Below are 26,758 nucleotides of genomic sequence, written 5' to 3' on the forward strand. Positions count from 1 at the left end.
AGGCTCCCTGATGTCCCAGCCGCGCGGGCTAGTGGCGCAGGCTCGGTTCTCGATTGACGAACAGCGCCGCGCCTTGCTCGATGGCGGATTTCGCCAGGTCGACGCGACTGCTGTACTGCCGGGATAGTTCCTCTGATACGCCCCATGTCCTGAGCATCTCGTATGCATTGACCAGGATTGGCACCGCGTTTTGCTCATCAGCGGTAGCCAGGCTTTTGGAGAGCGCGGCAACAACATCCGTGCCTGAGGAACCTGTAAGTAGGAGGAGATGGGCCTTTCGCCGATAGAGTTCGGCGAGCCAAGAAAGACTGCCACCTGCTTCGGCTTCCGCAACAGCGGAAGAGACAAGCGCAAGGGCCTCTTCAGTCTCGCCTGTCCGGGCCAGAAGCTCCGCCAGCATGCCGTAGTAGACAGGATAGTCTTCCGGCGTCTGGAGTTCGCCGTGGATCGCGAGACCCTCCTTGATCTGGTCCCTGCCTTGCTCTACCCGAGCAGCATTTCCTTCGCACCAGCCTTCGAGAATTTGTGCCAAGGCGGCAAGGGAGGGCAGATGGTGGCGCTTCGTCAATTCGCGGATATCGGCGATGACCCCCCGGAGCGCCGAGAAATCGCGGCGATAGCAATCAAGCATCGCTTCGTTGATATAGACATGGGCGATACTCCCAACATGCGCCGTTTGCATTGCCCAGCGCCTGGCTTCAGCCAACGACCGAACCGCGCTTGCGGCCCGGCCGGTAAACCATTGAGAGAGACCCCTGTGCGACAGGCCGCAGACCCTGGCGTCATGGCCGCCGAACAGAGTGGCATTCCCTGGCCTTTGGCCCGTCCCATAGAGCGCAAGTCCTTCGTCGACCGCCGCGATGCAGTTCTTGTGATGTCCAAGATTGAATTCGATTGCCCAAACGCAGTGTCTGGCCTGAAACTGCACTTCGGGGTCGTCGACATCCCTCAGGTCGGTGAGGACGGTCCGTGCGCGTTCCCCGTCGATGGTGGAGTCGGTGAACCACCAACCCCAGTAGATCGGAAACCACTTCGCACGCTCGGCGAGTGGCCGGCGCCTGGCGATCTCTACCCCGTCCTCGTAAAGTTTGCGGGCCGGCAGCGAGTTTGGACCTTCCGTGGCTGTAAGTATCGGCCCGAGCGGCATCATCGCGGCGAGGCGCAAAACATCCTGCTTGTCCGGCCTTCTCACTCGCTGGCAAAGGGTCATGGCATGGTCGAGAATCTGTCTCGCCTCAGCCATTGCAGAGCGGACGTAACTTTCCCGGCCGGCTGCGATGAACTGATCGATCGCTTCCTCGATAAGGCCAGCGCGTTCAGCATGTTCTGCCAGTTCAGCCGTACCCAGCCACGGGGCCAGATTTCGGTCGCAGCCGACAGCGGAGAAAAGCGACTGATGGAGGGCCTGCCGTCTCCTCCGCAGCAATGCATTGTAGATTGTCTCCCGGATCAGGGCATGACGAAATCCATAGTCGGGCTCGCCGGAAGGCCTGACCCGGATCAGGAATCCCGCCTCGATGAGGGTGTCCAGTGCATTCCCGATCGTCTCGTCACTGTATTCCGGCAACAGCTTCTGGAGCAATTCCAGATTGAAACGATTGCCGGCGACGGCGGCCGCTCGTGCCACATCCTTTGCAGGGCCCAAGGCTTCCAGCCTGGCTTGAAGGATGCCTTCAAACACCGATATTCGGCTTGATGAGCCGGCTGGCGCAATGCGATCCGTTATGGAGGCTGCATTCTCGGCGATCCATTGGCAGATTTCCTCGATGAAAAGAGGCACGCCCCCGGTTACCTCCTCCACCATGCTAATGAGTTCCGAATGCGCGGCTGACCCGATTTCCGGCCGCATGGCCATGATCGCCTGTCGCGTTTCCTCGCGATCGAGCGGCTTCAGAGTAATATGCGGCAAGTCCCGGAACCCTGAATAAGTCCCAGGTCGCGCAGTCATTATGAGAAGCACGGGCACCCTATGGATGAAGAGTGCAAGTTCCGCCAGCAATTGCCTCGACGTGAGGTCGATCCAATGTATGTCTTCGACAACCAGGATGAGTGGTCCGCGTTCGCATATGGCTTCTATGCTTTTGCGAACTGCCCAGGCGGCTTTCTCCCGGATGACCTTGAGATCAGCCTCCTTCAGAGCGGGATTCGACCCTTCAGCCCCAAGTAGAAACGAGAAGATGTCGACCACTTCGTCATCGTGAACGCTTTGATTTGCGAAGACCTCCGCTACGTCTGAAGTCTCCAGCCGACCCTCTTTGCCAGCCAGGTCACTCCGAACATTTTGCAGCAGAGGATAAAGGGCCGAGTGGGAGCCGCCGGGCTGACATTGGAAAAGCAGCAATTTTGCCCGCTGAAAGCGTGTCCTCTTGCGGACTTCATAAAGCAGGCGAGACTTGCCGATACCGGCCTCACCCTGAACTAAAATGACGCCGCCCTTGCCGGCGACGGCATCATGCCAACATGCGGCGATGGTGGCCAGTTCGTCCCCACGGCCTATAAACGTATTGTTCAAGCGCCCGAAGGCGAAGAAGCGGTCAACGTCCCGCTTGTGGCTGATGGCACGCCAAGTCCGCTCCGGCTCCGCGAAACCCTTAATAACGTGAATGCCACGAAAACTGAAAACGTGGGACCGCCGCGCCAGATTTCGGGTCTCATCGGACACTAATATTGCATCCGGCTGAGCCATAGCCTGGAGCCGCGTCGCCATGGCCAAAGCAGGGCCCGTGACACTGGCATGCGCCGGGTCACCGCCGTCCCCGTGAACGAGGGTCATGGATGTGGCAATCCCGACCCGAACATGTAGGTCCGTATGGTCCTTCTCCAGCCCGACCCGCTTGCACGCTTCAATGATTTCGAGTCCTGCCCGGATCGCTTGCGAAGCCGCGTCCTTTGCCTCCATCTCTGCCGGAAAAAGTGCGACACCGCCGTCGCCGGCCTCGCTGTCGACAACGCCCGAGCACGATGAGATTGCCTGTCTTGCCGCACGCCGAAAGGCCGACATCAGTTCTTCATAGTCCTCGATATCCAGAACTGCGAGCAGGTCGGTTGATCCGACCAGATCATAACAGAGAGCTGTCATAACGCGCCGCTCGCTGCGAACGTCGGACACACTACTGTCGACCTTGCTCAGAACGCCCTTGGCAAGGGCCACGATTGGAGGCTCTACTCGACCCTTTTCCGACATGCTACGGTGCCTTGGCTGGCGGAGTGGGAGCGATACTATCAAATGCGCTAATATTCACCAGAGCGCTCGGACGACCCTCAAGGAGAAGTTCTTCTCCGGCTCATGTCGGTGCGTGGTTACTTCTGACGCCAGACATTTCGCGCGACGGGAGGCCTCGATGGAGGTGGAAGATCATCTCGTCACTTTCCTGCAAGAGGCACACGATCGAAACGCCCCCAATGACGACCCCACCGATCAGCGCTCCGAAGCGTCGTTGCGCTGCTTTCCATTCACTTCCAGATCGCGAGACGTCAAACGCTCGCCACAAGCGCGGCAATGCACCCGCGCCACTACTTCGTGATCACACTGTCGGTGGATCAGGCGAACCGAGTCCGGTTGTCCGTCCCGAACATGATCCTGGCCCCACTGCTTTAACGTGAGCAGTACAGGCAGAAGGGCGCGCCCTGTGGCGGTAAGCCGATATGTGTAGCGCAATGGATGATCGCTATACGGCTCACGGTCCAGGACACCATGCTCTTCCAACTTGCGAAGCCGGACGGCGAGAATATCCCGCGCCGCTCCGGTGTTGTTGACGATCTCATTGAATTTCTGCTGCCCGTAAAGCAGCTCCCGAACGACCAGAAGACTCCAGCGATCGCCCACGACCTCAAGGGCGGCTGCGATATTGCACAGGCGTGGGGTTACATCGGTGGCCTTCGATTGCATTCCAGACCTCATACCAAGAGAAAGTTGGAAAATCAAACCATAGTGAGTTGTGGTATCCAACTTAGTGTGCAATTCTAAGAGTTGGAATATCCAACTGACCGGTTGCGCGATGGAAAACGCTCTAACGCTTGTCGTTGATGTCGCTTTCACCAGACGCCGCGCCCGGGCGGAAAATATCAACCGGATGCGATCAATAGCGGGCTGTCGCCCGCGTTGAACTGCCTAAAGGGTAGATGACAACAATGGACACACAAACGCACGTTGCATCCTCTAGTGACATCTCAGATCAGAGATCGCTGCTGACAACTTTCGTCCTATGTGGGGCGGCATTCATGGCGATGATTGACGTATTCATCGTCAATGTCGCTTTCCGTCGAATAGGCGCCGAATTTCCTCAAGCCAGCTTTGCCGATCTCAGCTGGATTCTGAATGGCTACACCATAGTTTATGCGGCCTTGTTGATTCCGTTCGGCGGGCTCGCCGACAAGTGGGGACGCAAGCGTGCGTTCCTTACGGGCCTGACCATATTCACGCTGGCCAGCGTCGGCTGTGCGCTTTCGGGCGCGATGTGGTCGCTCATACTTTCCCGCGTGTTGCAAGCAGCGGGAGCCGCGATGCTCACTCCGAGCAGCCTTGGCCTTATATTGACGGTCCTTCCTGCGCAGAAGCGGGCGGGGGCGGTCAAGATCTGGGCGACGACATCCGCGCTTGCAGCGGCCGTTGGTCCGGCCCTTGGCGGGGTCCTTGCGGAATATTCATGGCGATGGGTTTTCATCATAAATCTGCCGGTCGGAGTTATTGCCGGCATCGCAGCCGCATTGCTGATACCAACAATACAGCCAGCCAGTGTCTCGACCAGAAATCTCGATCTATTCGGCGCCTTGCTCGCTGCAATCGCGGTGGGGTCACTGTCCCTCGCGGTCGTTGGGCACGAACAATCGACGACATCGCAGATCATTGCATATTACGTCTTGGCAATTCTGACCGCAGCCTGGCTCGTAAGGCGAATCCTGTTTCACCAGGCGCCGATCGTGGATCCGGACCTCTTCAGGGTTTCGACATTTACCTGGGCGAACATCACTATCATTCTGTTCTGCACGGCCTTCGCCGCTATGTTTCTGAGCGTCGCAATCTGGTTGCAAACAGTTGCCGGCCTTTCCTTGATCGAAACCGGATTTGCGATCGTCCCTGGCCCTGTTTGCGTGCCCATAGCCGCTTATTTCGTTCAGAAGTTTGCGTCTACCGCGTCACCGCGAGTGCTTGTGATCGTCGGGAATGCCATATTTGCAGTTGCGGCATTGAGCCTCGCCTTCATGGCGTCAATCGCTCCCCGCTACAGCATAGATATCATGCCGGCATGGATGTTGGTCGGCATCGGCATCGGCATCGCCATGCCGACCATGATTGGGAGCGCGTCGCGCGATCTTCCAGCAAACATGACAGCTACGGGTAGCGCGGTGGTCAATACAAGCCGCCAACTTGGCTATGTGCTGGGCGTGGCGCTCCTGGTGGCGGTTACGGGCTCTCTCAGTCTCGCCCCGAACCAGGCACTGCATGCTTTTCAAACAAGTTGGCAACTCATCGCCCTTGGCGCGGCGCTCAGCGCGTTAACGGCGCTGGGCATGCGGAGGACGGCTTGACCCCCAGGTTCTCGAGAATCCGCTACCGCCTCGTTTGACCAGGCGAAAACGACCGCGACGCGGTTCCACATCGATCAACAGCAGGAAGGTTTTGCTATGCGACAGAAAGAAGTGAGCGATGCCGAAAACCGAGCTGCGGGGTTTGCCGACAAGCTGCTCCGTGTCAAGCGACCGCCTATAGACCAGCAGTTTCAGGAACTGTCGAACACCGAATCCTTAGCGCTGCAAGTCGAGGCGCCGGGCGACTGGCCAGACGGTCGGCAGATCGAGGTGCGAGTCCATCGCTGGGGGTCCGGACGCAATGCACTGCTTGTGCATGGATGGCAGGGACGGCGTTCCGATCTCATGGGCATCGGCCAAAAGCTCGTTGAGACCGGCTACGCGGTCTGGCTTCCAGATCTTCCCGGCCATGGAGATTCGGCCGGCGAACGATTGTCCATTCCGTTGGCCGCCGCCGTTCTTCAGGCTGTCGATAGGATCGCTGGACCATTCGCTCTGGTAGTGGGACATTCTATCGGAGGCGCCTGCGTCGTTCAGGCTCTGGAGCAAGGTCTTTCAGCGGAGCGGATCGTCCTCCTCGCTACGCCGACGCACTACGGCCACTGGGCCCGGTTCATGGCGCGCAAGGCTGGGTTTGAAGGAGACGAAGACGCGATCTTGCTGCGGTTGGAACGCTTGATCGGGCTCCATCCGGATCGCATCGACATGCGACGACAAGCGGCGAAAATGTCCCAGCCTGCCCTGTTCATTCATTCATCCGATGACATGGTTGTTCCTTACAAGGGTGCGGAGGCTGTTGCCTCCATTTGGCCGAGCGCTGAGTGGCTGCTCGTCGACGGCTTGGGCCACCACGGAGAGTTCCTTAGCGACAAGGTTGTCCTAGAGCGTGTCTCCGCTTTCGTAGGCAGCGCCCCCACGCATCTCGAAACTTCTCCGGCAACCGCGCAACGCGCGAACCTCTGAGCTCGACCTCGCCATCCGGTCGAGTCGGTATGAGGATCGCACTATCGTGCCAGGAAACCGACGTCCGTCCCGATGGAGGGGCTGCTCGATTCAGATGTCCGGATCATCGAGAATACGAGAGATCGTGCTGCGCCCCAGCGCACTCATGGCGGGGTTGGTGCGATGGTAATACCAGATGAGACCCATTGCTTGCTGGAATGCCCAAGCAACACCACGCTTCCACCGAAGATCTTCAACTTGAAGGCGGCACCGAAAGGTCGCCCTTCGGTCGCGGTCTAGAAGATGCCACGCGACCACTAAATCCAGCGACGGGTCGGCTGGTCCGAAACTGCCGCCGTCAAGCACTCCGACAAGGCGCTCGCCCTGCACGAGAAGGTTTGCTGGGATAAGGTCCCTATGACTCATCACGACAGGCCCAGCGGATGGCAACTCCCGCAAGCGAGTCCATAAATCGCGCAGTCGAGCCACATCAAGAAGGCTCTCGCTGTTTTCAAAGCAAACAATCATCCAATCGTCATGATCGGAGAGATGTCCACCACGTCCTTGCCCGTCGAAGCCTCGGCCCCGTGTGTCTGCTTGGCGCAACGATGCCACGAGGTGTGCAAGGTCTAGGGCGAACGTCGTCGATCCACTTAGCCCGTGCGGCGTGGCAACCTCGCCTTCGATCCACGTTTGTAATGCCCATGGCATTGGATAGTGAGGACCTGGCTCGCCGAGCCCGATCGGTTGAGGCGTCGGAAATAAGCAATGTTCCCCAATCTCGACCATAGCAGCGGCCTCTGACCGAAGCATATTGGCGCATTCGGTCGGATTCATTGCCCGCAGTGGGAACCGCGCAGTGCTCTTCGAGCCAATGCGGAAGATGGCATTGACGGTTCCCGAAGATCTAACAGAGGTGATGTCCTCATGGCGATACTGGGGAAACTGATCGCGGATCATCTGCCGGGCGATATCGATGTCGATATCCACCTGATCGTCATGCATCATGGAGTTCTCGTCCTGCCGATCTCGGTATGAAGGATATAGTTTGTTCGTTATAGCGACGAGGCGAAACAAATGTCCGCTTCCCAGTCTTGGCAGCAGATCCCAATATGTCTGCAACGCAGGCGCGGAGCTGACATTCAAGCAGAGTCATTGTTATTATCGGGTTCGCCAGACCATACGAGATCATACGAGAGATGGTGCGATCTCAGGTCGGCGGCGGCGGGCCGTGGTCTCGGTTCCGCAATGACCCGAAAAACTGATCGCTCAGTTTGGCTTGGTGGCCGCGGCAGACAAGCCCGTGGTCACGAAAGTCAGGCCTGCCCCGATATTGATGCCGGCCACCACGCGCGGACGGCGAAGCAGCCAATTGCTCAGGGCCGAAGCGAAGCTGCCGATGATGGAGAGACCGACGACCGCAATGACCGCGAGCCATGCACCGTAGGTCATCATCTGAACCTCAACCGGGCCGCGGTCGGCGCTGACGAACTGCGGAATGAACGCCAGGACAAACAATCCGATCTTGGGGTTCAGTACGTTAGACATCAGGCCAGCCAGATAGATCGCATGCAGCGAACGCTTGGCGGTCGGCGCAAAGGTGACGAGGTTGCGGTAAAGCAGAGCCCTGGTTCCCAGCCAGATCAGATAGGCCGCGCCGACCAGCTTGATCGCCAGGAAAGCCATGGCGGAAGTCTGGATGATCAGAGCGAGGCCGTAGGCGGCGGCGACCGTGTGGACCAGGATGCCGGTGCCGGCCCCCAATCCGGAAAGCGTTGCCGCGAGGCGGCCCTGGCTCAGACCGCGCGCGATCGAGAGAACGATGTCGGGCCCCGGCGCCAGGACAATCAGGACGCTCGCAAGGGTGTAGGCCAACCAGATATCAATCGGAAACATGGTCTTTTCCTTTGCTTGAGTTTGGGGCGCGCACCTACGCCAACCGACGACCGCGCCCGCGGTGGAGGGCGCGTGATCCGTTTCCAGGAGCCGGAATTGCGGCGGTGCGTGTCGGCTATGACGCCGGTTAGCCTGATGGCATCTTCTCGAACGTCTTCAGCCCGGCTTCCATCGTGTCCCAGGGGAGGGCCCGGATACCGTACGTCACCACGGTCGGATTGAACCGGCCCGGATCGTCAAGGCTTGCTGCATGCACCGTTATCGGGTCCGGCATGGCGGTGTAGGTCAGGTAGACCGGGGTTCCGCAGACCGGGCAGAAGGAATGGATTTTCACATTCCCGTTGTCCGCCGCGACACGCCACTCCGTGGTCGTGCCGGTGATCGTCACGTCCGCTCGCGACGAAAACGTCAGATAGGATCCATGACCGGTGCCGCTTCTTTTCTGGCAATCACGGCAGTGGCAGTGGTTCTCGAAGATGGGGGTTGCCTCTGCCTCGTAGCGAACCGCGCCGCATGCGCATCCGCCGGTGTAGAGAGTGCTCATGTGCTCGGCTCCTTGTATTGGCTCAGGCCGCCAGTTCGGACGCGCGTGGCTTCGCGAAGACATCGATCGCCTGGCCCGTTTCGAGGAAGGATTTCAGGCTGGAGAGGACGATCGGCCACCCCTTTTTGATGCCATTCGCCATGCCGCTGCCGGCTTCGAGTTCGTCATGGGTGACGGTCAGCCGCACCATGGCCTCGTATTCCTCGAGCTCGAAGGCTACCCGGCTGTAGCTCGCCGGATCGGACGCCTGCGAAGCGTTTGCCCAGGTGATGACGAGACGGGTCGGCTGCGAGACCTCGACGACCTCGCCGACGAGTTCGACAGTCCGCTCATCATTGGCGCGGATATGTTCCCATCTCGAACCGGGCTTCCAGTCAGAGACGTTCTCGTGGCCCCAGTAGCGCCGTGCGAGGTCTGGTTTCGTTATGGCTTCGAACACCTTTCCCGGTGTCGAGACGATATAGGTCGTGTAAGTAAAGCTGATCATTTCCTTGGTCATTGCTAGGCTCCTTTTTGTTTCACGAGCTTAGGTAGATGGGGAAACCGGACTCGTGTGAGTGACAATCCTGTCGCGATTGGCTTCTAATAGACAGAAGGTTGATGCATGACGCGCTGGCACCTTGCTCATGGACGGCATCTCGATCTTGGCGCGAAATCGTTGCTGATGGGGATTTTGAACGTCACGCCGGACAGTTTTTCCGACGGAGGAGAATTCGATCGGCCGGAGCGGGCGCTCCAACAGGCGCGGCGCATGATCGGCGAGGGTGCGGCGATCATCGACGTCGGCGGCGAGTCCACCCGGCCCGGCGCCGGCGCCGTTTCGGCGCGCGAGGAACAGTCGCGCATCCTCCCGATCATCGAGGCGCTGTCGTCCGACGGCCGCAGCCTCGTTTCGGTCGACACCTATCGGGCCGAGACCGCGCGTCTGGCGGTCGCGGCGGGCGCACATATCGTCAACGATGTGCATGGCCTGCAGCGCGAACCCGACATCGCGCACGTCGCGGCGGAAACCGGCGCCGGTCTCGTCATCATGCACACCGGGCGCGGCCGTGAAAAACTGGCGGATGTGATCGCCGACCAGTTCATGTTCCTGAACAGATCGCTGGAGATCGCGCGCGACGCCGGCATCCCGGACGACCGGATCGTGCTGGACCCGGGCTTCGCCTTCGCCAAGGATGGAGAGGAAAACCTCGAGCTCATGGCTCGCTTCGGTGAATTGCGCGCTCTCGGTTTTCCATTGCTGGTCGGCACGTCGCGCAAGCGTCTTGCCCGTCACCTGGTCGGCGGAAGTGACGAGGGGCGCGACGTCGGCACAGCGGCGACCAGCGTCATCCTGCGGTTGAAGGGCGCTTCGATCTTTCGTGTGCACAATGTCGCGGTCAATCGCGACGCACTGGCTTTCGCCGACGCGGTGCGCGAGCGCGAGACCGTGGAATAGAAGAGCGCGTCAGGCGGGCTCGGTCACGACGCCGATCCGGCGGTAGACGAATTGTTCGTCCTTCGAAGGAACTGCCGCAGCACGCTGGGCTTCGTCGATCAGCATTGCCATGCGCGCATGGATCGGCGATTTCGCGCATGCCGGGTCCGTGGCGGCGGCATCGCCGGCGATCGCCATCGCCTGGCAGCGGCAGCCGCCCCAGTCGATCTCACGCCGTTCGCAGCTGCGGCAGGGCTGTTGCATCCAGTCGGTGCCGCGAAAGGCATTGAATGCCGGCGAATCGGTCCATATCTCGGCCAGGCTGCGCGGTCCGAAACGCTCGAAGCTGAGCGACGGGATAGTCTGTGCGGCATGGCATGGCAGCACGGTGCCGTCCGGCGTCACCATGAAGGCGTCGCGCGCCCAGCCGCCCATGCAGGGCTTGGGATAGATGGCGAAATAATCCGGCGGGACGAAATCAATGTTCATGATGCCGGTGAGCCGTTCGCGTGCCGCCGCGACGATCTCCGCCTGCCGTTCAACTGCGTCACGCTCGGGCATCAGTTGATCGCGATTGGTCAGCGCCCAGCCGGCGTATTGCACGTTGGCGATCTCGAGCCGCTCCGCGCCCAGCGAAAGCGCCAGATCGATGAATTCCGGCACTTCCTCGATGTTGTGGCGATGGATCGGCGCGTTGATGGTAAGCGGCAGGCCGGCCGCGCGAGCCCGGCGTGCCGTCTCCAGCTTCTTTTCGTGGCCGCCCTTGTGGTTGCCGATGCGGTCGGTGGTCGCCGGCCGTGCGCCTTGAAAGCTCAGCTGCAGATGGTCAAGCCCGGCTTCGGCAAACGCCTCGATGCGGCCCTCGGCAATGCCGACGCCGGCGGTGATCAGGTTGGTGTAGACGCCGCGCGCCGAAAGCCCGGCGATCAATTGCTCGAGGTCGCGGCGCAGTGTCGGTTCACCGCCGGACAGATGCACCTGGAGAACGCCGAGATCGGCGGCCTGCGAGAACAGGTCGAGCCAGGTCTGTGTGTCGAGTTCGCGATTGGCCTTCAGCAATTCGAGCGGATTGGAGCAATAGGGGCATTGCAGCGGACAGCGATGCGTCAGTTCCGCCAGCATGCCGATCGGGGGGAGAAGGGGCTCGCTCATAGCTTCACCAGCAGCTTGTCCGACCATTCCTGCAGGAAGGCGACGACGTCGGCGGCCACGGCCTCCTGTTCGGCATCATAATCCGCGGCAAGGTCGGCAATGATGTGGCCGACCGTCGACCGTCCATCGCAGCGGCGCAATATGTCGAGGCTGATGTCGTTCGGCCAAAATATTTTTTCGGGCGAAAGCACGGCGAACGCCTGCCGCACGGGGTCGTACTGTATGCGCACGTGCTTCGGTAGCGACGGCACCGACTGCGGCGACACCAAGGCTCTTTCGCGCAGCGCCATCATAGCGCTGCCTCCGGGCGGAAGGCGCCGGGCGGTATGTTTCCCGGCTCGCCATAGGCGTGTTGAAGCGCGTCGAGCATGGCCCAGAGTATATCGCATTTGAACACCAATGCATCGATCGCCTGCTGCTGGCGTTCCGCCGTGTCGGCATGGCCGAGCACGTAGGCGAGGGCGAAGTCGGCGTCGCGCGAGGCCTGTTCGGGCCGTCGGCTGAAATAGGCCAGCGTATCCTCGGTGATGTAATCGTATTTGGCCAGCATCGCCGGCACCCGCTCGCCAATGATCAGCGGCGAGAACATCTCGGTCAGCGACGAGGCGACCGCCTCGAACAGCGTCCGGTTCGTGCAAAAGGAGAGGTAAGCGCCGACCGCGAAACGTGTCGCCGGCAGCGCCAGCCTTTCGCTCTTCACCGCATCGGCATCGAGACCGAGCGAGGTCGCCAGATGCAGCCAGCGCGCAATACCGCCGCTCCAGCCGTCCTCGCCGTCATGGTCCTCGATGCGTTTGCGCCAGGCGGCGCGAAACGCCGGATCCTCGGCATGTGCGAGGATCATGGCATCCTTGCGCGGGATGACAGCCTGGTAGCAATAGCGGTTCAGCGCCCAAGCCTGCATCTCGGTCCTCGACAGCGCACCGCTGGTCATCCTGTGATGGAAGGGGTGGCGGTTGTGATAGCGCTCGGCACCGACCTGACGCAGCACCGCTTCGAGCTCGCTGGAGGACAGGCCGTTCCTGGCCGCGTCGTGGAAATCACTCAAAATTCCATCTCCATCCCGTCGCGGGCGACTTCCCAGCCCGCCGCCTTGACCGCCGCGTGTTCGGCGGAATTCTCGTCCAGAACCGGGTTGGTGTTGTTGATGTGGACGAAGACACGGCGGCCGATCCTCACATCGGCCAAGCCGGCGATCGAACCCGCGTCTCCCGACATTGCCAGATGCCCCATGCGCGCACCGGTTTTTTGTCCGACGCCGGCGGCAATCATCTCGTCGTCCGTGTAGACCGTGCCGTCGAACAGAAGGCCGGCGGCATCGGCTAGGCGCGTGCGCAGGTTCGCATCGATGCGTGCGCAGCCCGGGATATAGAAGACTGAGCCGCGACTGCCGGCGCCGGCGATACGGACGCCGATCGTGTCGCCGGCGTCGGAGCTGAAATTGGCGTCCGGCTGGCCTCTTTCCTCGAGATAGAGGGCTATCTTCCCGGGCACGGGAAAGCTCTCGACGGCCACGCCGGTGTCATGGCCGTCTGCATCGCAGATCGCCAGTTCTTCCGCCGGCGGCAAGGTGCGGCGCGGCACGAGCACCGGATCGAGAACATTGAAAATCGAATTCGCCTCCAGCGTCGCCAGAACCTGTGTCGTTGCATAGATGGCGAAAGGCTGCCGCTCACGCAGGCTGAGCAGGCCGGCGACATGATCGACGTCGGCATTGGTCAGCACCACCGCACGGATAGGCGTCGAACGCAGCGGCGCATCGTGCGCGGGCTGCAATTCGGGCGTTTGCGCAATCTGCTGGCGAATATCGGGCGAGGCGTTGAAGAGAACCCAGCCGGCCCCGTCCACTGATGCGGCGATGCTTGATTGGGTTCGCGATTGCACGCCAGCCATCCCGCTGCGAGCCGCGCGGCTCAGGCGATAGTTGCAATTCCATTGCGGAAAGCCGCCGCCTGCCGCCGAGCCGATGATCTTCAACCGCATTGCAATGCCCGCTCTGCGGCTTGTTCAACCAGCAGGAAATTTTCGGCCGCGAACGGCTTCGCGCCCGCATTGAACGCGTCAAAACCTTTCACGAAGATCCCACGCGGCAAGGGAGTGCGTGTCCCCGTTGCCAGGGACACGCACCACTGCGGCCTACTTCTTGGGAGGAATTTCAGCAGGCAGATACCGCGAAATTTCGAAGCCCGCAGCAACTTGGCACATGGTCGGTTTTGTCCAGCTCTTCTTCATGGCATTCTCCTCTTCTACCAGCCCGAAGGGGCCGATTCTTTTCTCAGTCAACCATTGCTGGGCACCATTGCAATGGCTCGTCCATCAGCTCTCAAAATGGACAAATGAAACGGTAGGTTCTGAAAAATCGAAAAACAAGACGATCGAAATAACAATGCTCATGCTTCAATTGCCGATCACGTAAGGCTTCTTCTCCTCCAGCGGAAGGTTTGCACGTTCCCATCCATCGGCGCCGAGCGGATACCAGATCACCGAACTGTAGCCCCATTCGACGGCCCGTTTCGCGGCATTCCAGGACATCCAGCAATTCGTCATGCAATAGAACAGAATAGCGCGCGACTTGTCGGCACCGGCCTCGGCCGCGAGGCCTTGACGAAAATAGCTAGCGGTCTCCTCGGAGATAGCGCCGTAACCGACGTTGGCCAGCCAGATGCTGCCCGGGATGTCCTTTCTGATCGCCTCTCTCCAAATCGTTCCTGCCGGCAAATTGGCCGGCTTCGGCGTGTTCGGCATGACGTCGAAGAACACTGCCTTCTTCTCCCGCCACAGCGCCTCCGCCTCTGCCGTCGTCACCACCCTTGCGCCTCGCAGCGTCTGCGGCACCGGCGCCCGATATTCGTCCATCCGGTAGCCGCCGGGCTCGGCGATATCGCCAGCCCACATGGGTTCGGTCAGACTGAGAAGGCCCGCAGCGACCAGCAAAATCGTCTCCTTTCCCTTCATACCGGTATCGTCCCCCATACCGGTATCGTCATTGCGTGATCGGATTATCGTGTTCGTCGATCAGCGGCACATTGTAGTCCAGCAGGATCCTGTTGATCTCCGCCTGGTTTTCCCTGATCACCCGGTTGAGCGTCCGCTTCCATTCCTGGTCGGATGGACGCACGCCCATGGTGATACGGTAGGACATACGCGAGCCGGTTTTTTCCTTCACCAGCGGAACGATCGTGAGGTCGGCGCCGAGTTCCTTGGCATAGTAGCCTGCCATCGGTCCCCAAATGACCGCCGCGTCGATCTTGCCGGCGAGCATGTCCTTGATCATGACCTCCCCCATGGAAGGGGTGAGGCGCGTATCCACCGCCAACGGATAGATTTTTGCCGTTCGCAAGAGCTTGTTGGCGGCCATGTTGGCAGTCGGAGGCGTGCTTTCGACGACACCGATCTTCTTGCCGGTGAGTTTTGGATCCTCGATCGTCTCGACGCCTTCCATGCCGTTGCCCTTCGGATGCACCAGCACATAGGAGGAGCGATAGTAGGCGTTGGTGTTCTGCACCAGTTCATCGCCCTGGGCATAGCCCATGATGACGTCGCATCGGTTGGCCGCCAGCGTGTTGCGCACGAAGCCGGTGACAAGAGGAAACCACGTGTAGGCGACGGACTTCCGACCGGTTTTCGCTGCAACCAGTTCGGCCAGCCTGTTTTCGAAGCCTTCGCCGCTCTTGTCGGTGAAGGGCATGTTCGAAGGATCGGCGCAGACGCGCAGAATATCGGGATCGACCAGTTCTCCCGCGGCACCAAGCCCGGCGCCCTGCGCCTGCGCGTTCGAAGGCAGCAAGGCGAGTGCGCCGAGGATCGGCAGCACAAAACGCAGCTTCAATGCATCGCAACCCATCATGGCATCGCGGCCAATCATATCATCCACCCATACAGGATGCTTCGGCATCCTTCGCTGCCTGCGGCTTGTCTGCTTTCTTCGGCGGCCGGCCGCGGGGCGCCGCACCGTCGGCGCGGGCACGGAGGTAAACGTAGAGATCGTCCATGTAGCAATAGACGTTCTTGTTATCGCCAAAAGCGGGCATGACGTTCTCCTTGCCGCCGCCGACATTCTTGCGGCCTTCGGCGACGATCGAGAGGAACGTGCCGTAATCCATGGTTTTCAGGCTGTTGACCAAGGCCGGCGCATAGGTCGAACCTGTGCCGTCCGGTCCGTGACAGACATGGCAATCGGAGTGATAGCGGCGATAACCGCTGAACGTGTACCAATCCACGGTTCCGTTTTCGATCTTGTAGGTCGGATTTCCGTCCGCATCCAAATGCTTGCCGTCTTCTTCCGTCACCGCCTTGGCTTTTTCCGCGCTGTCCTGGGCTTGTGCGAGACTTGAGCTTGCCAGAGGCAGCAGAGCCAGGGCGAGAGCGGAAATTACAATGCGAACGAACATTCAGTGTCTTCCTTCATTTGCCACGGACACGGGTTTTTCTGTCGTGAAGCGGCATTGATCGATGTTTTGGGGCGCGGCGAAATCGAGAGCCCGGTCCTGGCTTCCCGGTGATCCGGGCTCTCGCTTTTCAAGCCTTGGTCTTTTCACAAGACCCGAGGCGTGTGCCTAAGGTTCCCGTGTGTCAGTCCGGGAGACCGAAGACGGTGAGCTGGCCGCCCAGCGTCGTGTAGTCGGCAAGTGCTGCATAGCCACCGACCGCACCCAGACCAGCAGTCCCAACGACCGCGGACTCGTCGCCTTGCGCACGGCCCTGATCGACGGCACCATGCCAGGCAGCGGCGTTATCGGGCGACAGCAGTCCACCTGCCAGACCGATACCGGCCCATCCGCCGACGCCGGACAGAACGGCGATGTACTGCTTGCCGCCATGCTCGTAGGCCGTGATGTTGCCGATGATGCCGGACGGGGTCTTGAACTTGTAGAGTTCATTACCGTCATGATCGACCGCCTTGATGTAGCCCTCGAGCGTGCCGTAGAAGACGACATCGCCGTCGGTTGCCAGCGCGCCCGACCACACCGAGAACTGCTCGGGCTTCGACCAGACGATCTCGCCCTTGGCAGCATCCCAGGCAATAAAGTTGCCCATGTTGCCGTCGCCTCCAGCGGGAGGATACATCGACACGGTGGCGCCCACATAGGGCTGGCCGGCAGTGTAGCTCACCTTGTAAGGCTCATAGTCCATGCAGACGTGGTTTGTCGGCACGTAGAACAGCCCGGTCTTCGGCGAATAGGCGGCCGGTTGCTGATCCTTGGTTCCAAGCGCCGCCGGGCAGATGCCCGTCGAGTTGGTGTCTTCGCCGTTCTGCTGGGTCGAATATTTGGCCACGACCTGCGGGCGGCCATACTGGTCGCTGCTGGGGTCCATGTTGACTTCCGTCGCCCAGTTCACTGCCGGATCGTATTTCTTGGCGACGAGAAGTTCGCCACTGGCGCGATCCATGGTGTAGGCAAAGCCATTGCGGTCGAAATGCACCAGCACGTCATGCTTGGCACCGCCGACCTCCATCCCATCGACGAGAATCATCTCGTTGATGCCGTCATAGTCCCATTCGTCATGCGGGGTCATCTGGTAGAGCCATTTGGCAACACCAGTATCCGCATCGCGAGCCATGATTGTCATGGACCAGCGATTGTCGCCTGGGCGCTGGACCGGGTTCCATGTCGAAGGATTGCCGGTACCATAATAAACCAGGTTCAGCTTGGGATCATAGGAATACCATCCCCATGTCGTGCCGCCGCCTGTCTTCCACTGTTCGCCTTCCCAGGTGTTCGTGCCGGAATCCTTTCCGACAGGTTTGCCAAGGTGGGTGGTCTTTTCGGGATCGATCAGGGTGTCTGCGTCCGGACCTTCCGAATAGGCTTTCCAGGCGAGCTTGCCATCTGCCAGATTGTAGGCGGCCAACCAGCCGCGAACGCCGAATTCAGCGCCGGAGACGCCGACCAGCACCTTGTCCTTGATGACTACGGGTGCTGACGTACCGGATTCGCCCTTTCCGCCGTCGGTCTGCTCGCCGTTCTTGACCGACCAGACGACCTTGCCGGTCTTGGCGTCGAGCGCCACGACTGTGGTGTCGGCCTGGTTGAGAATGATCTTGCCGTCACCATAGGCGACGCCACGATTGACCGTGTCGCAGCACATGATTCCAATGACATTCGGGTCTTGCTTGGGCTCGTATTTCCAGAGGATCTTTCCGTCATTGTTGAGATCGAGAGCGTAGACGGTATTGGGGAACGGCGCGTGGACATACATCACATCGCCGATGATCAGCGGCCCGCCTTCATGGCCGCGCAACACGCCAGTGGAGAAGCTCCACTTGACCTGCAGGTTCTTCACATTGTCCTTGGTGATCTGGTTAAGTTTGGAAAAGCGGGTGTTGGCGTAGTCACCCGTCTGCATCACCCAGTCTTTGGGGTTTTCGGCCATTTTCATTAGTTCTTCATTGGCCGACGTCATGTGGACCGCGCCGAACGACATGAGCGCCGCGGTCGTTAGTAGGTAGGCAGTTTTCGCAAATACACGCATCAAAGTCCTCCCAGGGTTCACAATGACGAATCGTCCGTTGAGCCCACGAGGGCTTGCCCAAGCGATTCATGTGGGGGAAGTATTTCCGGCAGCGTGTCACGACCTAAGCCGAATGAGCAGAGGGCACCGTTACTGCCCATCCCACTTGGCCTACGAAAGACTGTCGCCGCTCCCTAATGACGGTGACGCCCTTGAAGCCGGAAACAGGATGAAGCTATGTCATCCCCAGGCGGAAGGCAAGAAAAATCACTTTCGTCCATGTTGCACTGCAATATAGAGAAATAGATATGAAAAAACGCATGCAGAAAGCTATTGATCGACTGTGTTAGAGGCTGGATTTATATAAGTTGCCAAATTTTGCGTATTTTTTTTGCGGAATGTATTGGTTTTTATTTAGGAATATTCATTGGAGCGTACGACGTTAAGTATGCGCGCGTCGCTCCGGTTGCCGATAGTGAAGGAGACATGAAATGAAGGTCGGCACCGGGATTCGGAGGGGGTGATCGTGTCGTCGAGGAGGCCTTTTGCCGGCCGGTACGGCCCTGCTCCTTTGGTACTATACGGTGAGCATGAGAACTTGACTGGCGTGGTGGCGCGAGGCCAACTGGCGCGGGTGGTCCCGTCTCGTCCATCGGCTCGATCCCATCGGATCAATCTATCGCGTCCAGGCCAATCGGAGGATTCCCAGTGATCAGATATGTCGGCTTTTCGACCTTGCCGCTGTTGCTTACGTCGGCGCTGGGATTCGCAAATCCGGCTGGCGCTGCCGGAGATTATCCGACAGCGACGGTCGTCGACTATGTGCTCGGCTGCATGCAGACGAACGGCCAGACACGTCGGGCGCTGGAGAGCTGTTCCTGCTCGATCGACGTGATCGCCTCGATCATTCCCTTCGACCATTATGAAAGGGCCGAGACCTTCAAGAGCATGTCCCTGACGACAGGGGAGCGTTCGGGACTGTTTCGCGAAAGCGCGCAGGCGAAAGCCGCGAGCACTGAATTGAAGCGCGCGCAGGCGGAAGCCGACGTGCGCTGCTTTTAAACGCGTTACGCACGCCGCTTCGAGGCTTCAGAGTCCCGCAGCCTCCAGTGGCCATTGATTGCGAAATACCTTGCCATCTGTATCGATCGCTTCGACCTGGATTTCGCCGTTGCCGTGCGCCTTGAAATCGAACCGGAAATTGGGATCTTCCGAAATCGATATTCCGCCTTCCATCGAGAGGATCGGCCGGTCTGCCTGAGAGATCGATAGTTTCTGAACAAAATGCGCGGGGATGAAATACTGGGTCAGCGGATTGCGCTGCAGGCCCGAATTGTTCGGGTGCCGGATCATCAACTGCAATTCCTGTACCTTTGTCATCGTCTCTTGAGGCGGGAATTGGCGCAGCTTCATCTGCCCCATCGTCGCCATCGCCTCGTCCTGGTTCTTGACCGCCGGGGCCGAGCATCCGCCCGACGCCTTGACGAAGGTCTGGGCCATGTGGAGCTCGCCGCCCTGCGTTTCTGCTATGGCACGCAGATAGGAGTAGTCGTTGACGCGCACGCGCGTCGACAGATGTGTCACGCCGGCGTCCTTGCCGATCTGGAACGTCGCCGCCACCGGCGCCGGGTTGACGTCGATGATCAAGGTGACGGATTTGATGCCATCGGGCGTCTTGGCGAGGTCGATATAGATGTCGACGGGCACGATGGCGGCATCCTGCGCCCGCTTCGGCGCCTCGATCCTGACGACGCCGCTATCGACCAGAATTGCCCGATCGCCGAACACGTCGCCTTTCAAATCCTGCCAGATCCTGTCCGAAGATGCGGTTGTCTGCTGCGCGTTGGCGGCTCCCGCGAAGCCAAAGAGCGTGCCGGCAGCCAGGATGATCGCGGCAAAGACGGCTGCGAGCGGCAAAGCGAGCTGCCGGCTCCGGTAAGCGTGGTTCTGCATTTCAATGCCTCCACCAATGTCAGAGAGGTGGTGCCCAGGCTGATGGCGAGGATAAGGCCTTGACGATGCGTTGGCAAATCGATCCACCTCGTCCACGTCCAGCGCTTGTCGTGCGGTCTATTCCCATTCGAGTTCGGCAAAGGCGGCCGTTGCATTGCGCTCATTGTACTCGTCGAACAGACGCCACTTGCCCCGTTCGCTTGCGCCGGCGGTCTTGACGGCCTCGCTGAGCGGCATCCCGTCGGCGATCGCCTTGCGAATATCGCGCGCCAGAACCTCGAAATAGCGCCGCTCCGCCGTCAGCGCCTCCGGCCAGTCGGCCGGCACCGGGCCATGACCAGGCACGACGCGCGCGGCGCCGATCGTGGCGAGCGCATCCATCTGGCGGAGCCAGCCGAGCAGCGATCCGTCGAGCGTCGGCAAGGAACCGACGAAAACGAGATCGCCGGCAAACAGCGTGCGGGTCGCGCTGTCGAAGACGGTCAGGTCGTTGTCGGTGTGAGCCGCCTTCCACGCCCGCAATTCGAGCATGCGCCCGCCGAGGTCGAGCTGCAGGCGATCATCGACCAGCAGCGTCGGCGGTATGATCTCGACCCCTTTCATGAGCGCGTCGCCGATCTGTTGGCGAAAGCTTTGCAGGTAGAACGCGCCGCGCGCCTCGAGCGCGCGCGGCAGATTGTGGTGGCCGACGATAGTCGCGCCGATCTCCTGGAATGCCGCATTGCCGAAGATATGGTCGGGGTGCATGTGGGTGTTGATCAGGTAACGAACCGGCATGGCGGTTATTTTGCCGATCGCGGCGAGGAGGGCGTTCGCCTCGATCAGGCTGCCGCCGCTGTCGATGACGGCAACGGCGTCGGTGCCGACGACGACGCCCAGGTTCGAGATCGCGCCCTGGTTGGCGGCACTCATCAATTCATCCACGCCCTGCAAAGCGAAGACGCCGTCGGCGACGTTCCTGACCTTGAATTCAACGCCGCCGGCAGCGGCGAGAGCAGCCCGCCCGAGGCAACAGGGCAGCATCGCGGCGCTGACCGCGGTGCAGGCGAAGCCGCTCACAAGTTTGCGTCGTACCCTATCGATTGGCATGGCTTCCCCCGATATGCATCGAGCTGTAAGGCGATCAGGCCACGCCCGGAAATTTTTGGTGGAACGACCGCAAGAGGTCGCTCATCACCTGTGTATTGCGATAGTGCCGCGGCAGCCTTACGTCGAACATGCCGAGCACATGGGCTGGCCGCTGCGCGAGCACGATGATGCGATCCGACAGCATCAGGGCCTCGCGCAGATTGTGCGTGACCATCAGGGCGGTCGTAGGCCGCGCCGACCACACGGTCAAAAGCAGGTGCCGAAGCCGCTCGGCGGTGCGTTCGTCGAGCGAGGCAAAGGGTTCGTCCAGGAAAAGCACCGCCGGTTCGGTGGCGAAGGCCCTGGCAAGCGCTGCCCTGCGCGCAAGGCCGAGCGAAAGCTCCGCCGGATAGAGCGAGCGCATGCCGGCGAGGCCGAGCGTGTCGAACAGCCCGTCGAGATTTTTCGTTCTCAGGCTTTTCGGCAGCGCCAGCCTGACATTCTGCTCCACCGTCCGCCACGGCAGCAAGATCGGCTCCTGGAATACGGCGGCGATCCGGTTGGAGCCGCCTTCAGGCAGTTGGAAGGAGCCGGAAAAGTCTTTGTCCAATCCAAGCAGGATGCGCAGCGTCGTGGTCTTGCCGCAGCCCGACGGCCCCAGCAGGCAGGCGAATTCGCCTTGCCGGACCTCGAAGGAAAGGTCCCTAAGCGCCGTGATCGAGACGCCTTGCGCGGACCTGAAGATCTTTTCGGCGATGTCGACCCTAAGCGGGACGGCGGCGCCAACGGGTTGCATGTCGTTCAACGGGCTGCACCACAAGAAGTTCGATGACAAGCATCACCGCCACGAAAGCCAGCGTGTAGGCAAGAATGGCGGCGACGTCGAAGAGCTGGAAATAGAGATAGATCTGGAAGCCGACGCCATTGGAGCGGCCGAGCAGTTCGACCACCAGGACGATCTTCCAGATGAGCGCGATGCCGGATCGTGAGGCGGCGGCAAGATAGGGCTGCAACTGCGGCAGCAGGACGTGGCGGATGCGGTCGAGGGGCCCGAAGCGGTAGACGGCGGCCATTTCGGCATAGTTCGGATCAAGCGCCCTGGCGCCTTCGCGCATCGTCACCACAACATTCGGGATCTTGTTCACGGCAACCGCGCCGATCGCCGCCGCTTCGTTGAGACCGAACCAGATGTAGGCGAGCACGATGACAACCAGCGCGGGAATGTTGAGAAACAGGATCACCCAGGGATTGAAGAACCGGTCGGCGTTGCGGTAGCTGCCGAGGAGAACGCCGATGACCGAGCCAACGACCATCGCGATGACATATGCCGCGGCAACCCGGCCGAGGGTCGCGCCGAGATGATAGAAAAGGTCGCCGCTCGCCGCCTCTGCGAGCAGCACCTGCCAGACCTGTCCCGGCCCTGGAAAGGCACGGCTCGGCCAGGCATTTGCCGCAAAACCCCACAGCAGGCACAGCCCGAGCAGAGAGACCGCGACCGTCAGCACGGGTGTCAGCGCCGTTGCAAGGCTGGACTGGCTGCCGGCCGCAGCGCCAGGCGTGCGATCGCCGGTGTCGGGTGCGCTCATTTCGGGAGTTCCTGCCAGAACGTGCCGGGCGCCATCTCCGGCGCGCGGCCGACCAGCTTTTCGCCACCGATCTCGGCCAGCACGCGGTAGAGCTTGCCCGCGTCGGCCGCATCCTCGGCGACGGGGCGTCTGGGAATGCCCTCGCGATAGCGGTCACGCAGTTTTGCCAATTCCTTGCCTTGCGCGCGGATGATCGGCGCAAGGCGCAGCCACTCATCGTCGGATCTGGCCAGCAAGTCCTTGGACTGCGCGGAAGCCTTGACGAAGCCCCGGATGGTGGCCAGATTTTCGCTCGCCCATTTGCCATGAAAGACATAGCCGAGCGCCGACACGGCGCCCGCGGCCCCGAGCGCCTTCGCCGCATCATCCGCGCCGATCAGCCGACGAAAACCGTTGGCCTCGAGCCGGGCGCAAAAATGCCAGAAATTGAGCACCGCATCGAGTTCGCCTTGCATCGCCTTTTCCGAAATCAGCGGCGGCGCGCCAAAGACGATGTCGCTGGTTGCCGGCAGGTCGAGGCCGTGATCGCGTCTGGCCAGCGCCTGGATCAGCAGCCAGCTTTTATCGAGAGGCCCGCCGGCGACGCCGATCTTGTTTCCCCTAAGATCGGTGATCGTCCGGATCGGCGATTGCTCCTTCACCATGATTGCCCCGACGGCGGTCGAATAGGGGACCAATGTGAGGTCGACGCCTTCCGAGCGCTGGCGCGAGACCCACAGCCAGTCGGAGACGATGATGTCGATCGCGCCGGCCAGCATCGCGACGTTGGTAGCATCTTCACCGGCGAAATCGATGATCTCCAGATCGATGCCGTTGGCTGCGTCGAACTTGTGCTGTTTCATGGTGTCAAGCGCCCAGCTCACGGTGCCGAACTTCAGCACGCCGATGCGAACCTTGCCCATGGCGAAGGAGGGGGCGGTGGCGAAGGAGGGCCTTGAGACAAGAGCCGCGGCTGTTGCAAGAGCTGCCAGACAGAGCGTTCCTCGACGCGAAATCATCATGATGTCTCCTCCCGGGCCAGGATAAGCCAGGGCGCCGATCAGATCGCACGGTCCTTGCTCGGGGAAGCGCATTTCCAGCGCTTGACCTTGACGGTCGGGTGTTCCTGCGACCACTTCGCGATTTCGCTGGGCGCCAGCATCATACATTGGAACAGAGAGCCACGGCTCTCGAAATAGAGATGCTCGTCTCGGCAGTTGCCCGGATTGGCAATCAGGCAAACCGTCAGTATGAGGTCGACCACATCCATTCAGCACCTCTTGCGCGCTTGAAGACGCCCGCTTCGGCGAGATCCGGCCCGATCTGCGAGCCTGGACATAAATCGCCTGCCGGAGTCCCGAGGTGCCCATGGAAAACCGGAATGGTTGAGGCTACGCGTTCGCCCAATGGCCGTCAACAAAGGCGAATGGAGGGTAGTGACCGCATTGCATTCGGATCAGGCTCCTACGAAGAAAGTCCCCATGACACATGCAGCCGTAGCTTTCCTTGCGATCGTGACTTCGGTGTTGGTTACGATCCTACCCGCACAATCGCAAGAGTGGATGCCCTCAGAAGACGCGGTTCGCGATGTAACGGAAACGGTTGGTCGCTATTTCCTTTCGCTCGACAACCAAGAGTATGGGCGGGCATATGAAATGATGACTGATGCCGCCAAAGCTTCGATCCCATCGAACGCCTTCATGGAGCAAAGCAAACATTTTCATTCTCAGGCTGGCGCTGTGCGCGAGCGACGGCTACTCAAATTCACGTGGCTGAAGGACCCAGCGAACGCTCCCTTTCCTGGCGTTTATGCCGCAGTCGACATAGCGACGAAGTTTGAAAACATCGATCGTCACTGCGGGTATATTGTTCTCTATCAGCGGCCGTCAGGGGGAAATTTTCAGGTCATGCGGGCCGAAAGCAACTTCATCGACAACGCTAACGCGAAAAACATTGAAAAGACCCGATCGGAACTCGAATTGGATCGAGCATGGGCCGAGTTGTCGACTAATTGTCCGAATTTTCCATCGTGAAGGTTGAGACGGTCCGTTTTGCGTACGTTCCGCGCACCATCGGCTTCTCGGCTTCCCTTTCAAACTGACCCACTATCGAATGGACAGGCTGGTATTCTACCGCAGCCGATCTCCTCTGAACCTCGGGAGGGATGGCCGCCGAAGCCTGAATCAAAAAAACCGCCTCGGTGGCGGGTCGTCGGCGCAAATCAGCACCATGAATAAATTCCTAGCATAACTGCCGTCACAAAGCAATGAAAATACGAGGGCAATCGCTTCAGGTTGCACCCCTTGCCCAGTCTTCCAGCGTTGGTGGTTGGCGAAAGCCGAAGCGGCATCCAATTTCCCCCGCAAGGGGGGAGATCGGCAGCTTCGCCGACTGCGCCTCGATCGGCAATTGGTCTGAAGCGATGCCTTCAACTCGGGTAGCGGTTGACATCCCTCATCTGCCGGGTAGCTTCCAAGAAGCAGGCGGCAACTCCACAAGGGAGAAGTTTTCGCTCTGCCATAAAACGACGCATGCCGATGATCAAAACAACGGCCTGCGCAAAATCGTCTAGGGCACCTTGACGATCAATGAGGAAATGCCATGCGTGCAATCGCGTTTTTCGCCGTCGTGTCCGTTGCGACGTTCATCACAAACCAATCGCAGGCACAGGATGCTGCTGCAGGTGAGAAGGTCTTCACCAAATGCAAGGTCTGTCACGTCGTGGACAAGGACCAGAACAAGGTCGGTCCGTCGTTGAGCGGCGTCATCGGCCGAACGGCCGGCACGCATCCGGGGTTCAAATATTCCAAAGCCATGACCGAGGCGGGTAAATCCGGCGTCAAATGGGACGAAGCCACGCTGACCAGCTACCTTCAAGATCCCAAGGCCATGGTCAAAGGCACGAAGATGGCGTTTCCCGGCCTCAAGAAGGAGGAAGACGTCGCGAACGTCATCGCCTATCTGAAGCAATTCTCGAAATAACCCGGTTTTTCCGCAGGAAATAACCCGGTTCTTCCCTAGGAAGTAACCCGGTTCTTCCGCAGGAAGTAACGCGACTTCGCCGGCCGTTCGAAACTGCGTTCGGCCGGCGCCCACCCTGGCGCCGCCGGTCAAGCGGCGTCTTGCAGTCTCCGCATGGCGGAAGGCAGGTCGAGCAGGCCGTCGCAAACGAGGTCGGCGCCAAGCTCTTCAACGGCAATCTGGGTGTAGCCGCCATGCAGCAGAATGACGGGCATGCCGGCGGCGCGCGCGGCGGCCACGTCGGCGCTGCTGTCTCCGACCATCAGTGTGTCACGCGGCTCGACCTGAAGCTGGTCGAGCGCCAGCAGCAGAGCGTCGGGCGCCGGTTTCAGGGATGTCACCGCATCTCCGCCGACGATCGCGCCGAGATAGTCCGTCAGCCCGAAATGCAGCAGGATTTCGCGAGCCGCCAACTGCGGCTTGTTGGTCACCACGCCCATGGCTATTCCGCTCAAATGGAAGTGCGTGAGAACCTCCCTGACGCCAGGCATCAGCCTTGTCAGGCCAGTCAGATGTCTGCGGTAGATCGGCGCCATGACGCGGTTGGCCTCATCGAGCGCACTGCCGAGGAGCGGCGTACCGGAAGCCGCGAAGGCTCGCTCGACCAGTTTCCTGATGCCGCCGCCGATCATGGCCTTGACCTGATCCAAGCGCAGCGGCGGCAGATGGCGGCCGGCCAGCAATTCGTTGACGGCGGCGGTTATATCAGGCGCCGAATCGACCAGCGTACCGTCGAGATCGAAAAGGATCGCCTTCGGCGATCGAAACGGCCTGCCCATGCCGACGTTCATGCGGCGTCCTTCCACTTGATCGAGCAGCCGATCGAAGCGATCTGGTCGAGCGGTCCGTCGCCGGTTCGGGCAATTTGCTTCATCGCCTCGAACAGGTCGCGCCTCAGCCCGGGCGGTCCGGCGTCGCGCCGCGCCGCGTCCAGCCGGCCGCGGTATTGCAGGGTCAAGTCGCTGTTGAGCCCGAAGAAATCCGGAGTGCAAACGGCTCCATAGGCACGCGCCACCGTCTGGCGCTCGTCGTGGAGGTAGGGGAAAGTGAGCCCGTTCGTCCTGGCGAAAAGCTTCATGTTGTCGAAGGAATCGTCGGGGTAGGCGTCGGCATCGTTGGCGTTGATCGCGACAAAGCCGATGCCTTGCGCCTTGAGGTCGTTGGCATCGCGGACGATGCGCGAAATCACCGCCTTCACATAGGGGCAGTGGTTACAGA

The 26,758-nt window shown here is 60.4% G+C and carries 29 protein-coding genes; 7 read left to right on the forward strand and 22 right to left on the reverse strand.

Annotation, left to right across the window (positions count from 1 at the left end):
- Positions 1 to 28 precede the first annotated feature (28 nt).
- Positions 29 to 3,151, reverse strand: coding sequence for an AAA family ATPase (locus E5W87_RS06095; protein WP_292394969.1), 3,123 nt, complete (start codon positions 3,149 to 3,151; stop codon positions 29 to 31).
- A gap of 267 nt (positions 3,152 to 3,418) precedes the next feature.
- Complete coding sequence (locus E5W87_RS06100; protein WP_292394971.1) at positions 3,419 to 3,889, reverse strand: helix-turn-helix domain-containing protein; 471 nt, start codon at positions 3,887 to 3,889, stop codon at positions 3,419 to 3,421.
- A 242-nt stretch (positions 3,890 to 4,131) separates the two neighbouring features.
- Here E5W87_RS06100 and E5W87_RS06105 point away from each other — a divergent pair, with 242 nt between their 5' ends.
- Positions 4,132 to 5,529, forward strand: coding sequence for an MFS transporter (locus tag E5W87_RS06105; protein WP_292395020.1), 1,398 nt, complete (start codon positions 4,132 to 4,134; stop codon positions 5,527 to 5,529).
- Between the two features lie 96 nt (positions 5,530 to 5,625).
- A complete protein-coding gene (locus E5W87_RS06110; protein ID WP_292394973.1) occupies positions 5,626 to 6,492 on the forward strand; it encodes an alpha/beta hydrolase in 867 nt (288 codons plus the stop codon).
- Between the two features lie 90 nt (positions 6,493 to 6,582).
- On the opposite strand, the gene E5W87_RS06115 is transcribed toward E5W87_RS06110, so the two are convergent.
- The 4 genes from E5W87_RS06115 to E5W87_RS06130 form a co-directional block, all read right to left on the reverse strand.
- Complete coding sequence (locus E5W87_RS06115; RefSeq protein WP_292394975.1) at positions 6,583 to 7,479, reverse strand: aminoglycoside phosphotransferase family protein; 897 nt, start codon at positions 7,477 to 7,479, stop codon at positions 6,583 to 6,585.
- Between the two features lie 261 nt (positions 7,480 to 7,740).
- Positions 7,741 to 8,367 (reverse strand): LysE family translocator, encoded by a 627-nt coding sequence (locus E5W87_RS06120; protein WP_292394977.1) that lies wholly within the window; start codon positions 8,365 to 8,367, stop codon positions 7,741 to 7,743.
- A 127-nt stretch (positions 8,368 to 8,494) separates the two neighbouring features.
- A complete protein-coding gene (locus E5W87_RS06125) occupies positions 8,495 to 8,911 on the reverse strand; it encodes a GFA family protein (RefSeq protein ID WP_292394979.1) in 417 nt (138 codons plus the stop codon).
- A gap of 22 nt (positions 8,912 to 8,933) precedes the next feature.
- Complete coding sequence (locus E5W87_RS06130) at positions 8,934 to 9,410, reverse strand: SRPBCC family protein (protein WP_292394981.1); 477 nt, start codon at positions 9,408 to 9,410, stop codon at positions 8,934 to 8,936.
- Positions 9,411 to 9,515: 105 nt separating this feature from the next.
- On the opposite strand from E5W87_RS06130, the gene folP reads away from it, so the two are divergent.
- Positions 9,516 to 10,349 (forward strand): dihydropteroate synthase, encoded by an 834-nt coding sequence (folP, locus tag E5W87_RS06135; RefSeq protein WP_292394983.1) that lies wholly within the window; start codon positions 9,516 to 9,518, stop codon positions 10,347 to 10,349.
- Between the two features lie 9 nt (positions 10,350 to 10,358).
- On the opposite strand, the gene pqqE is transcribed toward folP, so the two are convergent.
- Genes pqqE through pqqB form a run of 4 tightly spaced genes read right to left on the reverse strand, consistent with a single transcriptional unit; the run spans position 10,359 to position 13,463 of the window.
- On the reverse strand, positions 10,359 to 11,480 hold the full coding sequence (pqqE, locus tag E5W87_RS06140; protein WP_292394985.1) for a pyrroloquinoline quinone biosynthesis protein PqqE: 1,122 nt from the start codon (positions 11,478 to 11,480) through the stop codon (positions 10,359 to 10,361).
- Positions 11,477 to 11,773 (reverse strand): pyrroloquinoline quinone biosynthesis peptide chaperone PqqD, encoded by a 297-nt coding sequence (pqqD, locus tag E5W87_RS06145; RefSeq protein ID WP_292394987.1) that lies wholly within the window; start codon positions 11,771 to 11,773, stop codon positions 11,477 to 11,479. The genes pqqE and pqqD overlap by 4 nt, the downstream gene beginning before the upstream one ends.
- Complete coding sequence (gene pqqC / locus E5W87_RS06150) at positions 11,770 to 12,528, reverse strand: pyrroloquinoline-quinone synthase PqqC (protein WP_292394989.1); 759 nt, start codon at positions 12,526 to 12,528, stop codon at positions 11,770 to 11,772. Before pqqC ends, pqqD begins: the two co-directional genes overlap by 4 nt.
- Positions 12,525 to 13,463: a pyrroloquinoline quinone biosynthesis protein PqqB gene (gene pqqB / locus E5W87_RS06155; RefSeq protein ID WP_292394991.1), complete on the reverse strand. Its 939-nt coding sequence runs from the start codon at positions 13,461 to 13,463 to the stop codon at positions 12,525 to 12,527. Before pqqB ends, pqqC begins: the two co-directional genes overlap by 4 nt.
- A gap of 127 nt (positions 13,464 to 13,590) precedes the next feature.
- On the opposite strand from pqqB, the gene E5W87_RS06160 reads away from it, so the two are divergent.
- A complete protein-coding gene (locus E5W87_RS06160; protein ID WP_292394994.1) occupies positions 13,591 to 13,896 on the forward strand; it encodes a hypothetical protein in 306 nt (101 codons plus the stop codon).
- Here the strand turns inward: E5W87_RS06160 and E5W87_RS06165 are convergent.
- The 4 genes from E5W87_RS06165 to E5W87_RS06180 form a co-directional block, all read right to left on the reverse strand.
- Positions 13,878 to 14,435, reverse strand: a complete 558-nt coding sequence (locus E5W87_RS06165) for a PQQ-dependent catabolism-associated CXXCW motif protein (protein WP_292395022.1) — start codon at positions 14,433 to 14,435, stop codon at positions 13,878 to 13,880. The two genes, E5W87_RS06160 and E5W87_RS06165, sit on opposite strands and share 19 nt — an antisense overlap.
- Before the next feature lie 28 nt (positions 14,436 to 14,463).
- Positions 14,464 to 15,375, reverse strand: a complete 912-nt coding sequence (locus E5W87_RS06170) for a quinoprotein dehydrogenase-associated putative ABC transporter substrate-binding protein (protein WP_292394996.1) — start codon at positions 15,373 to 15,375, stop codon at positions 14,464 to 14,466.
- Positions 15,347 to 15,871: a c-type cytochrome, methanol metabolism-related gene (locus E5W87_RS06175; RefSeq protein WP_292394998.1), complete on the reverse strand. Its 525-nt coding sequence runs from the start codon at positions 15,869 to 15,871 to the stop codon at positions 15,347 to 15,349. Before E5W87_RS06175 ends, E5W87_RS06170 begins: the two co-directional genes overlap by 29 nt.
- A 181-nt stretch (positions 15,872 to 16,052) precedes the next feature.
- Positions 16,053 to 17,954 (reverse strand): methanol/ethanol family PQQ-dependent dehydrogenase, encoded by a 1,902-nt coding sequence (locus E5W87_RS06180; RefSeq protein WP_367118797.1) that lies wholly within the window; start codon positions 17,952 to 17,954, stop codon positions 16,053 to 16,055.
- A gap of 687 nt (positions 17,955 to 18,641) precedes the next feature.
- On the opposite strand from E5W87_RS06180, the gene E5W87_RS06185 reads away from it, so the two are divergent.
- A complete protein-coding gene (locus tag E5W87_RS06185; protein ID WP_292395000.1) occupies positions 18,642 to 18,995 on the forward strand; it encodes a hypothetical protein in 354 nt (117 codons plus the stop codon).
- 27 nt (positions 18,996 to 19,022) lie between these two features.
- Here the strand turns inward: E5W87_RS06185 and E5W87_RS06190 are convergent, their stop codons facing one another.
- From E5W87_RS06190 to E5W87_RS06215, 6 genes are all read right to left on the reverse strand, one after another.
- Positions 19,023 to 19,886 carry a quinoprotein dehydrogenase-associated SoxYZ-like carrier gene (locus tag E5W87_RS06190; RefSeq protein ID WP_292395002.1) on the reverse strand — a complete coding sequence of 288 codons (864 nt, stop codon included), beginning with the start codon at positions 19,884 to 19,886 and terminating at the stop codon, positions 19,023 to 19,025.
- Between the two features lie 117 nt (positions 19,887 to 20,003).
- Positions 20,004 to 20,975: a quinoprotein relay system zinc metallohydrolase 2 gene (locus tag E5W87_RS06195; protein ID WP_292395004.1), complete on the reverse strand. Its 972-nt coding sequence runs from the start codon at positions 20,973 to 20,975 to the stop codon at positions 20,004 to 20,006.
- Between the two features lie 34 nt (positions 20,976 to 21,009).
- Positions 21,010 to 21,750 (reverse strand): ABC transporter ATP-binding protein, encoded by a 741-nt coding sequence (locus E5W87_RS06200; RefSeq protein WP_292395026.1) that lies wholly within the window; start codon positions 21,748 to 21,750, stop codon positions 21,010 to 21,012.
- Positions 21,719 to 22,540 (reverse strand): ABC transporter permease, encoded by an 822-nt coding sequence (locus E5W87_RS06205; RefSeq protein ID WP_292395006.1) that lies wholly within the window; start codon positions 22,538 to 22,540, stop codon positions 21,719 to 21,721. Before E5W87_RS06205 ends, E5W87_RS06200 begins: the two co-directional genes overlap by 32 nt.
- Positions 22,537 to 23,541 (reverse strand): ABC transporter substrate-binding protein, encoded by a 1,005-nt coding sequence (locus E5W87_RS06210; protein ID WP_292395008.1) that lies wholly within the window; start codon positions 23,539 to 23,541, stop codon positions 22,537 to 22,539. Before E5W87_RS06210 ends, E5W87_RS06205 begins: the two co-directional genes overlap by 4 nt.
- Before the next feature lie 38 nt (positions 23,542 to 23,579).
- Positions 23,580 to 23,789: a hypothetical protein gene (locus E5W87_RS06215; protein WP_292395010.1), complete on the reverse strand. Its 210-nt coding sequence runs from the start codon at positions 23,787 to 23,789 to the stop codon at positions 23,580 to 23,582.
- Positions 23,790 to 23,925: 136 nt separating this feature from the next.
- Between E5W87_RS06215 and E5W87_RS06220 the strand changes: the two genes are divergently transcribed.
- Together E5W87_RS06220 and E5W87_RS06225 are read left to right on the forward strand one after the other, a co-directional pair.
- Positions 23,926 to 24,552 carry a DUF4019 domain-containing protein gene (locus tag E5W87_RS06220; RefSeq protein WP_292395012.1) on the forward strand — a complete coding sequence of 209 codons (627 nt, stop codon included), beginning with the start codon at positions 23,926 to 23,928 and terminating at the stop codon, positions 24,550 to 24,552.
- Between the two features lie 568 nt (positions 24,553 to 25,120).
- A complete protein-coding gene (locus E5W87_RS06225; RefSeq protein ID WP_292395014.1) occupies positions 25,121 to 25,501 on the forward strand; it encodes a cytochrome c family protein in 381 nt (126 codons plus the stop codon).
- 128 nt (positions 25,502 to 25,629) lie between these two features.
- On the opposite strand, the gene gph is transcribed toward E5W87_RS06225, so the two are convergent.
- Positions 25,630 to 26,331, reverse strand: a complete 702-nt coding sequence (gene gph / locus E5W87_RS06230; RefSeq protein WP_292395016.1) for a phosphoglycolate phosphatase — start codon at positions 26,329 to 26,331, stop codon at positions 25,630 to 25,632.
- The coding region (locus E5W87_RS06235) for a thioredoxin family protein (RefSeq protein ID WP_292395018.1) at positions 26,328 to 26,758 on the reverse strand (431 nt) is incomplete at its 5' end. The genes gph and E5W87_RS06235, both read right to left, overlap by 4 nt.

This window comes from Mesorhizobium sp., from assembly GCF_004962925.1.
Lineage (GTDB): Bacteria > Pseudomonadota > Alphaproteobacteria > Rhizobiales > Rhizobiaceae > Mesorhizobium.

What these genes read in the sequence shown, in the direction of transcription:
- E5W87_RS06100 (WP_292394971.1), bottom strand. Translation starts at nt 3,889, where the DNA reads ATGCAATCGAAGGCCACCGATGTAACCCCACGCCTGTGCAATATCGCA.
- E5W87_RS06105 (WP_292395020.1), top strand. Translation starts at nt 4,132, where the DNA reads ATGGACACACAAACGCACGTTGCATCCTCTAGTGACATCTCAGATCAG.
- E5W87_RS06110 (WP_292394973.1), top strand. Translation starts at nt 5,626, where the DNA reads ATGCGACAGAAAGAAGTGAGCGATGCCGAAAACCGAGCTGCGGGGTTT.
- E5W87_RS06115 (WP_292394975.1), bottom strand. Translation starts at nt 7,479, where the DNA reads ATGATGCATGACGATCAGGTGGATATCGACATCGATATCGCCCGGCAG.
- E5W87_RS06120 (WP_292394977.1), bottom strand. Translation starts at nt 8,367, where the DNA reads ATGTTTCCGATTGATATCTGGTTGGCCTACACCCTTGCGAGCGTCCTG.
- E5W87_RS06125 (WP_292394979.1), bottom strand. Translation starts at nt 8,911, where the DNA reads ATGAGCACTCTCTACACCGGCGGATGCGCATGCGGCGCGGTTCGCTAC.
- E5W87_RS06130 (WP_292394981.1), bottom strand. Translation starts at nt 9,410, where the DNA reads ATGACCAAGGAAATGATCAGCTTTACTTACACGACCTATATCGTCTCG.
- folP (WP_292394983.1), top strand. Translation starts at nt 9,516, where the DNA reads ATGACGCGCTGGCACCTTGCTCATGGACGGCATCTCGATCTTGGCGCG.
- pqqE (WP_292394985.1), bottom strand. Translation starts at nt 11,480, where the DNA reads ATGAGCGAGCCCCTTCTCCCCCCGATCGGCATGCTGGCGGAACTGACG.
- pqqD (WP_292394987.1), bottom strand. Translation starts at nt 11,773, where the DNA reads ATGATGGCGCTGCGCGAAAGAGCCTTGGTGTCGCCGCAGTCGGTGCCG.
- pqqB (WP_292394991.1), bottom strand. Translation starts at nt 13,463, where the DNA reads ATGCGGTTGAAGATCATCGGCTCGGCGGCAGGCGGCGGCTTTCCGCAA.
- E5W87_RS06165 (WP_292395022.1), bottom strand. Translation starts at nt 14,435, where the DNA reads ATGAAGGGAAAGGAGACGATTTTGCTGGTCGCTGCGGGCCTTCTCAGT.
- E5W87_RS06170 (WP_292394996.1), bottom strand. Translation starts at nt 15,375, where the DNA reads ATGCCGAAGCATCCTGTATGGGTGGATGATATGATTGGCCGCGATGCC.
- E5W87_RS06175 (WP_292394998.1), bottom strand. Translation starts at nt 15,871, where the DNA reads ATGTTCGTTCGCATTGTAATTTCCGCTCTCGCCCTGGCTCTGCTGCCT.
- E5W87_RS06180 (WP_367118797.1), bottom strand. Translation starts at nt 17,954, where the DNA reads ATGCGTGTATTTGCGAAAACTGCCTACCTACTAACGACCGCGGCGCTC.
- E5W87_RS06190 (WP_292395002.1), bottom strand. Translation starts at nt 19,886, where the DNA reads ATGCAGAACCACGCTTACCGGAGCCGGCAGCTCGCTTTGCCGCTCGCA.
- E5W87_RS06195 (WP_292395004.1), bottom strand. Translation starts at nt 20,975, where the DNA reads ATGCCAATCGATAGGGTACGACGCAAACTTGTGAGCGGCTTCGCCTGC.
- E5W87_RS06200 (WP_292395026.1), bottom strand. Translation starts at nt 21,750, where the DNA reads ATGCAACCCGTTGGCGCCGCCGTCCCGCTTAGGGTCGACATCGCCGAA.
- E5W87_RS06205 (WP_292395006.1), bottom strand. Translation starts at nt 22,540, where the DNA reads ATGAGCGCACCCGACACCGGCGATCGCACGCCTGGCGCTGCGGCCGGC.
- E5W87_RS06210 (WP_292395008.1), bottom strand. Translation starts at nt 23,541, where the DNA reads ATGATGATTTCGCGTCGAGGAACGCTCTGTCTGGCAGCTCTTGCAACA.
- E5W87_RS06215 (WP_292395010.1), bottom strand. Translation starts at nt 23,789, where the DNA reads ATGGATGTGGTCGACCTCATACTGACGGTTTGCCTGATTGCCAATCCG.
- E5W87_RS06220 (WP_292395012.1), top strand. Translation starts at nt 23,926, where the DNA reads ATGGCCGTCAACAAAGGCGAATGGAGGGTAGTGACCGCATTGCATTCG.
- E5W87_RS06225 (WP_292395014.1), top strand. Translation starts at nt 25,121, where the DNA reads ATGCGTGCAATCGCGTTTTTCGCCGTCGTGTCCGTTGCGACGTTCATC.
- gph (WP_292395016.1), bottom strand. Translation starts at nt 26,331, where the DNA reads ATGAACGTCGGCATGGGCAGGCCGTTTCGATCGCCGAAGGCGATCCTT.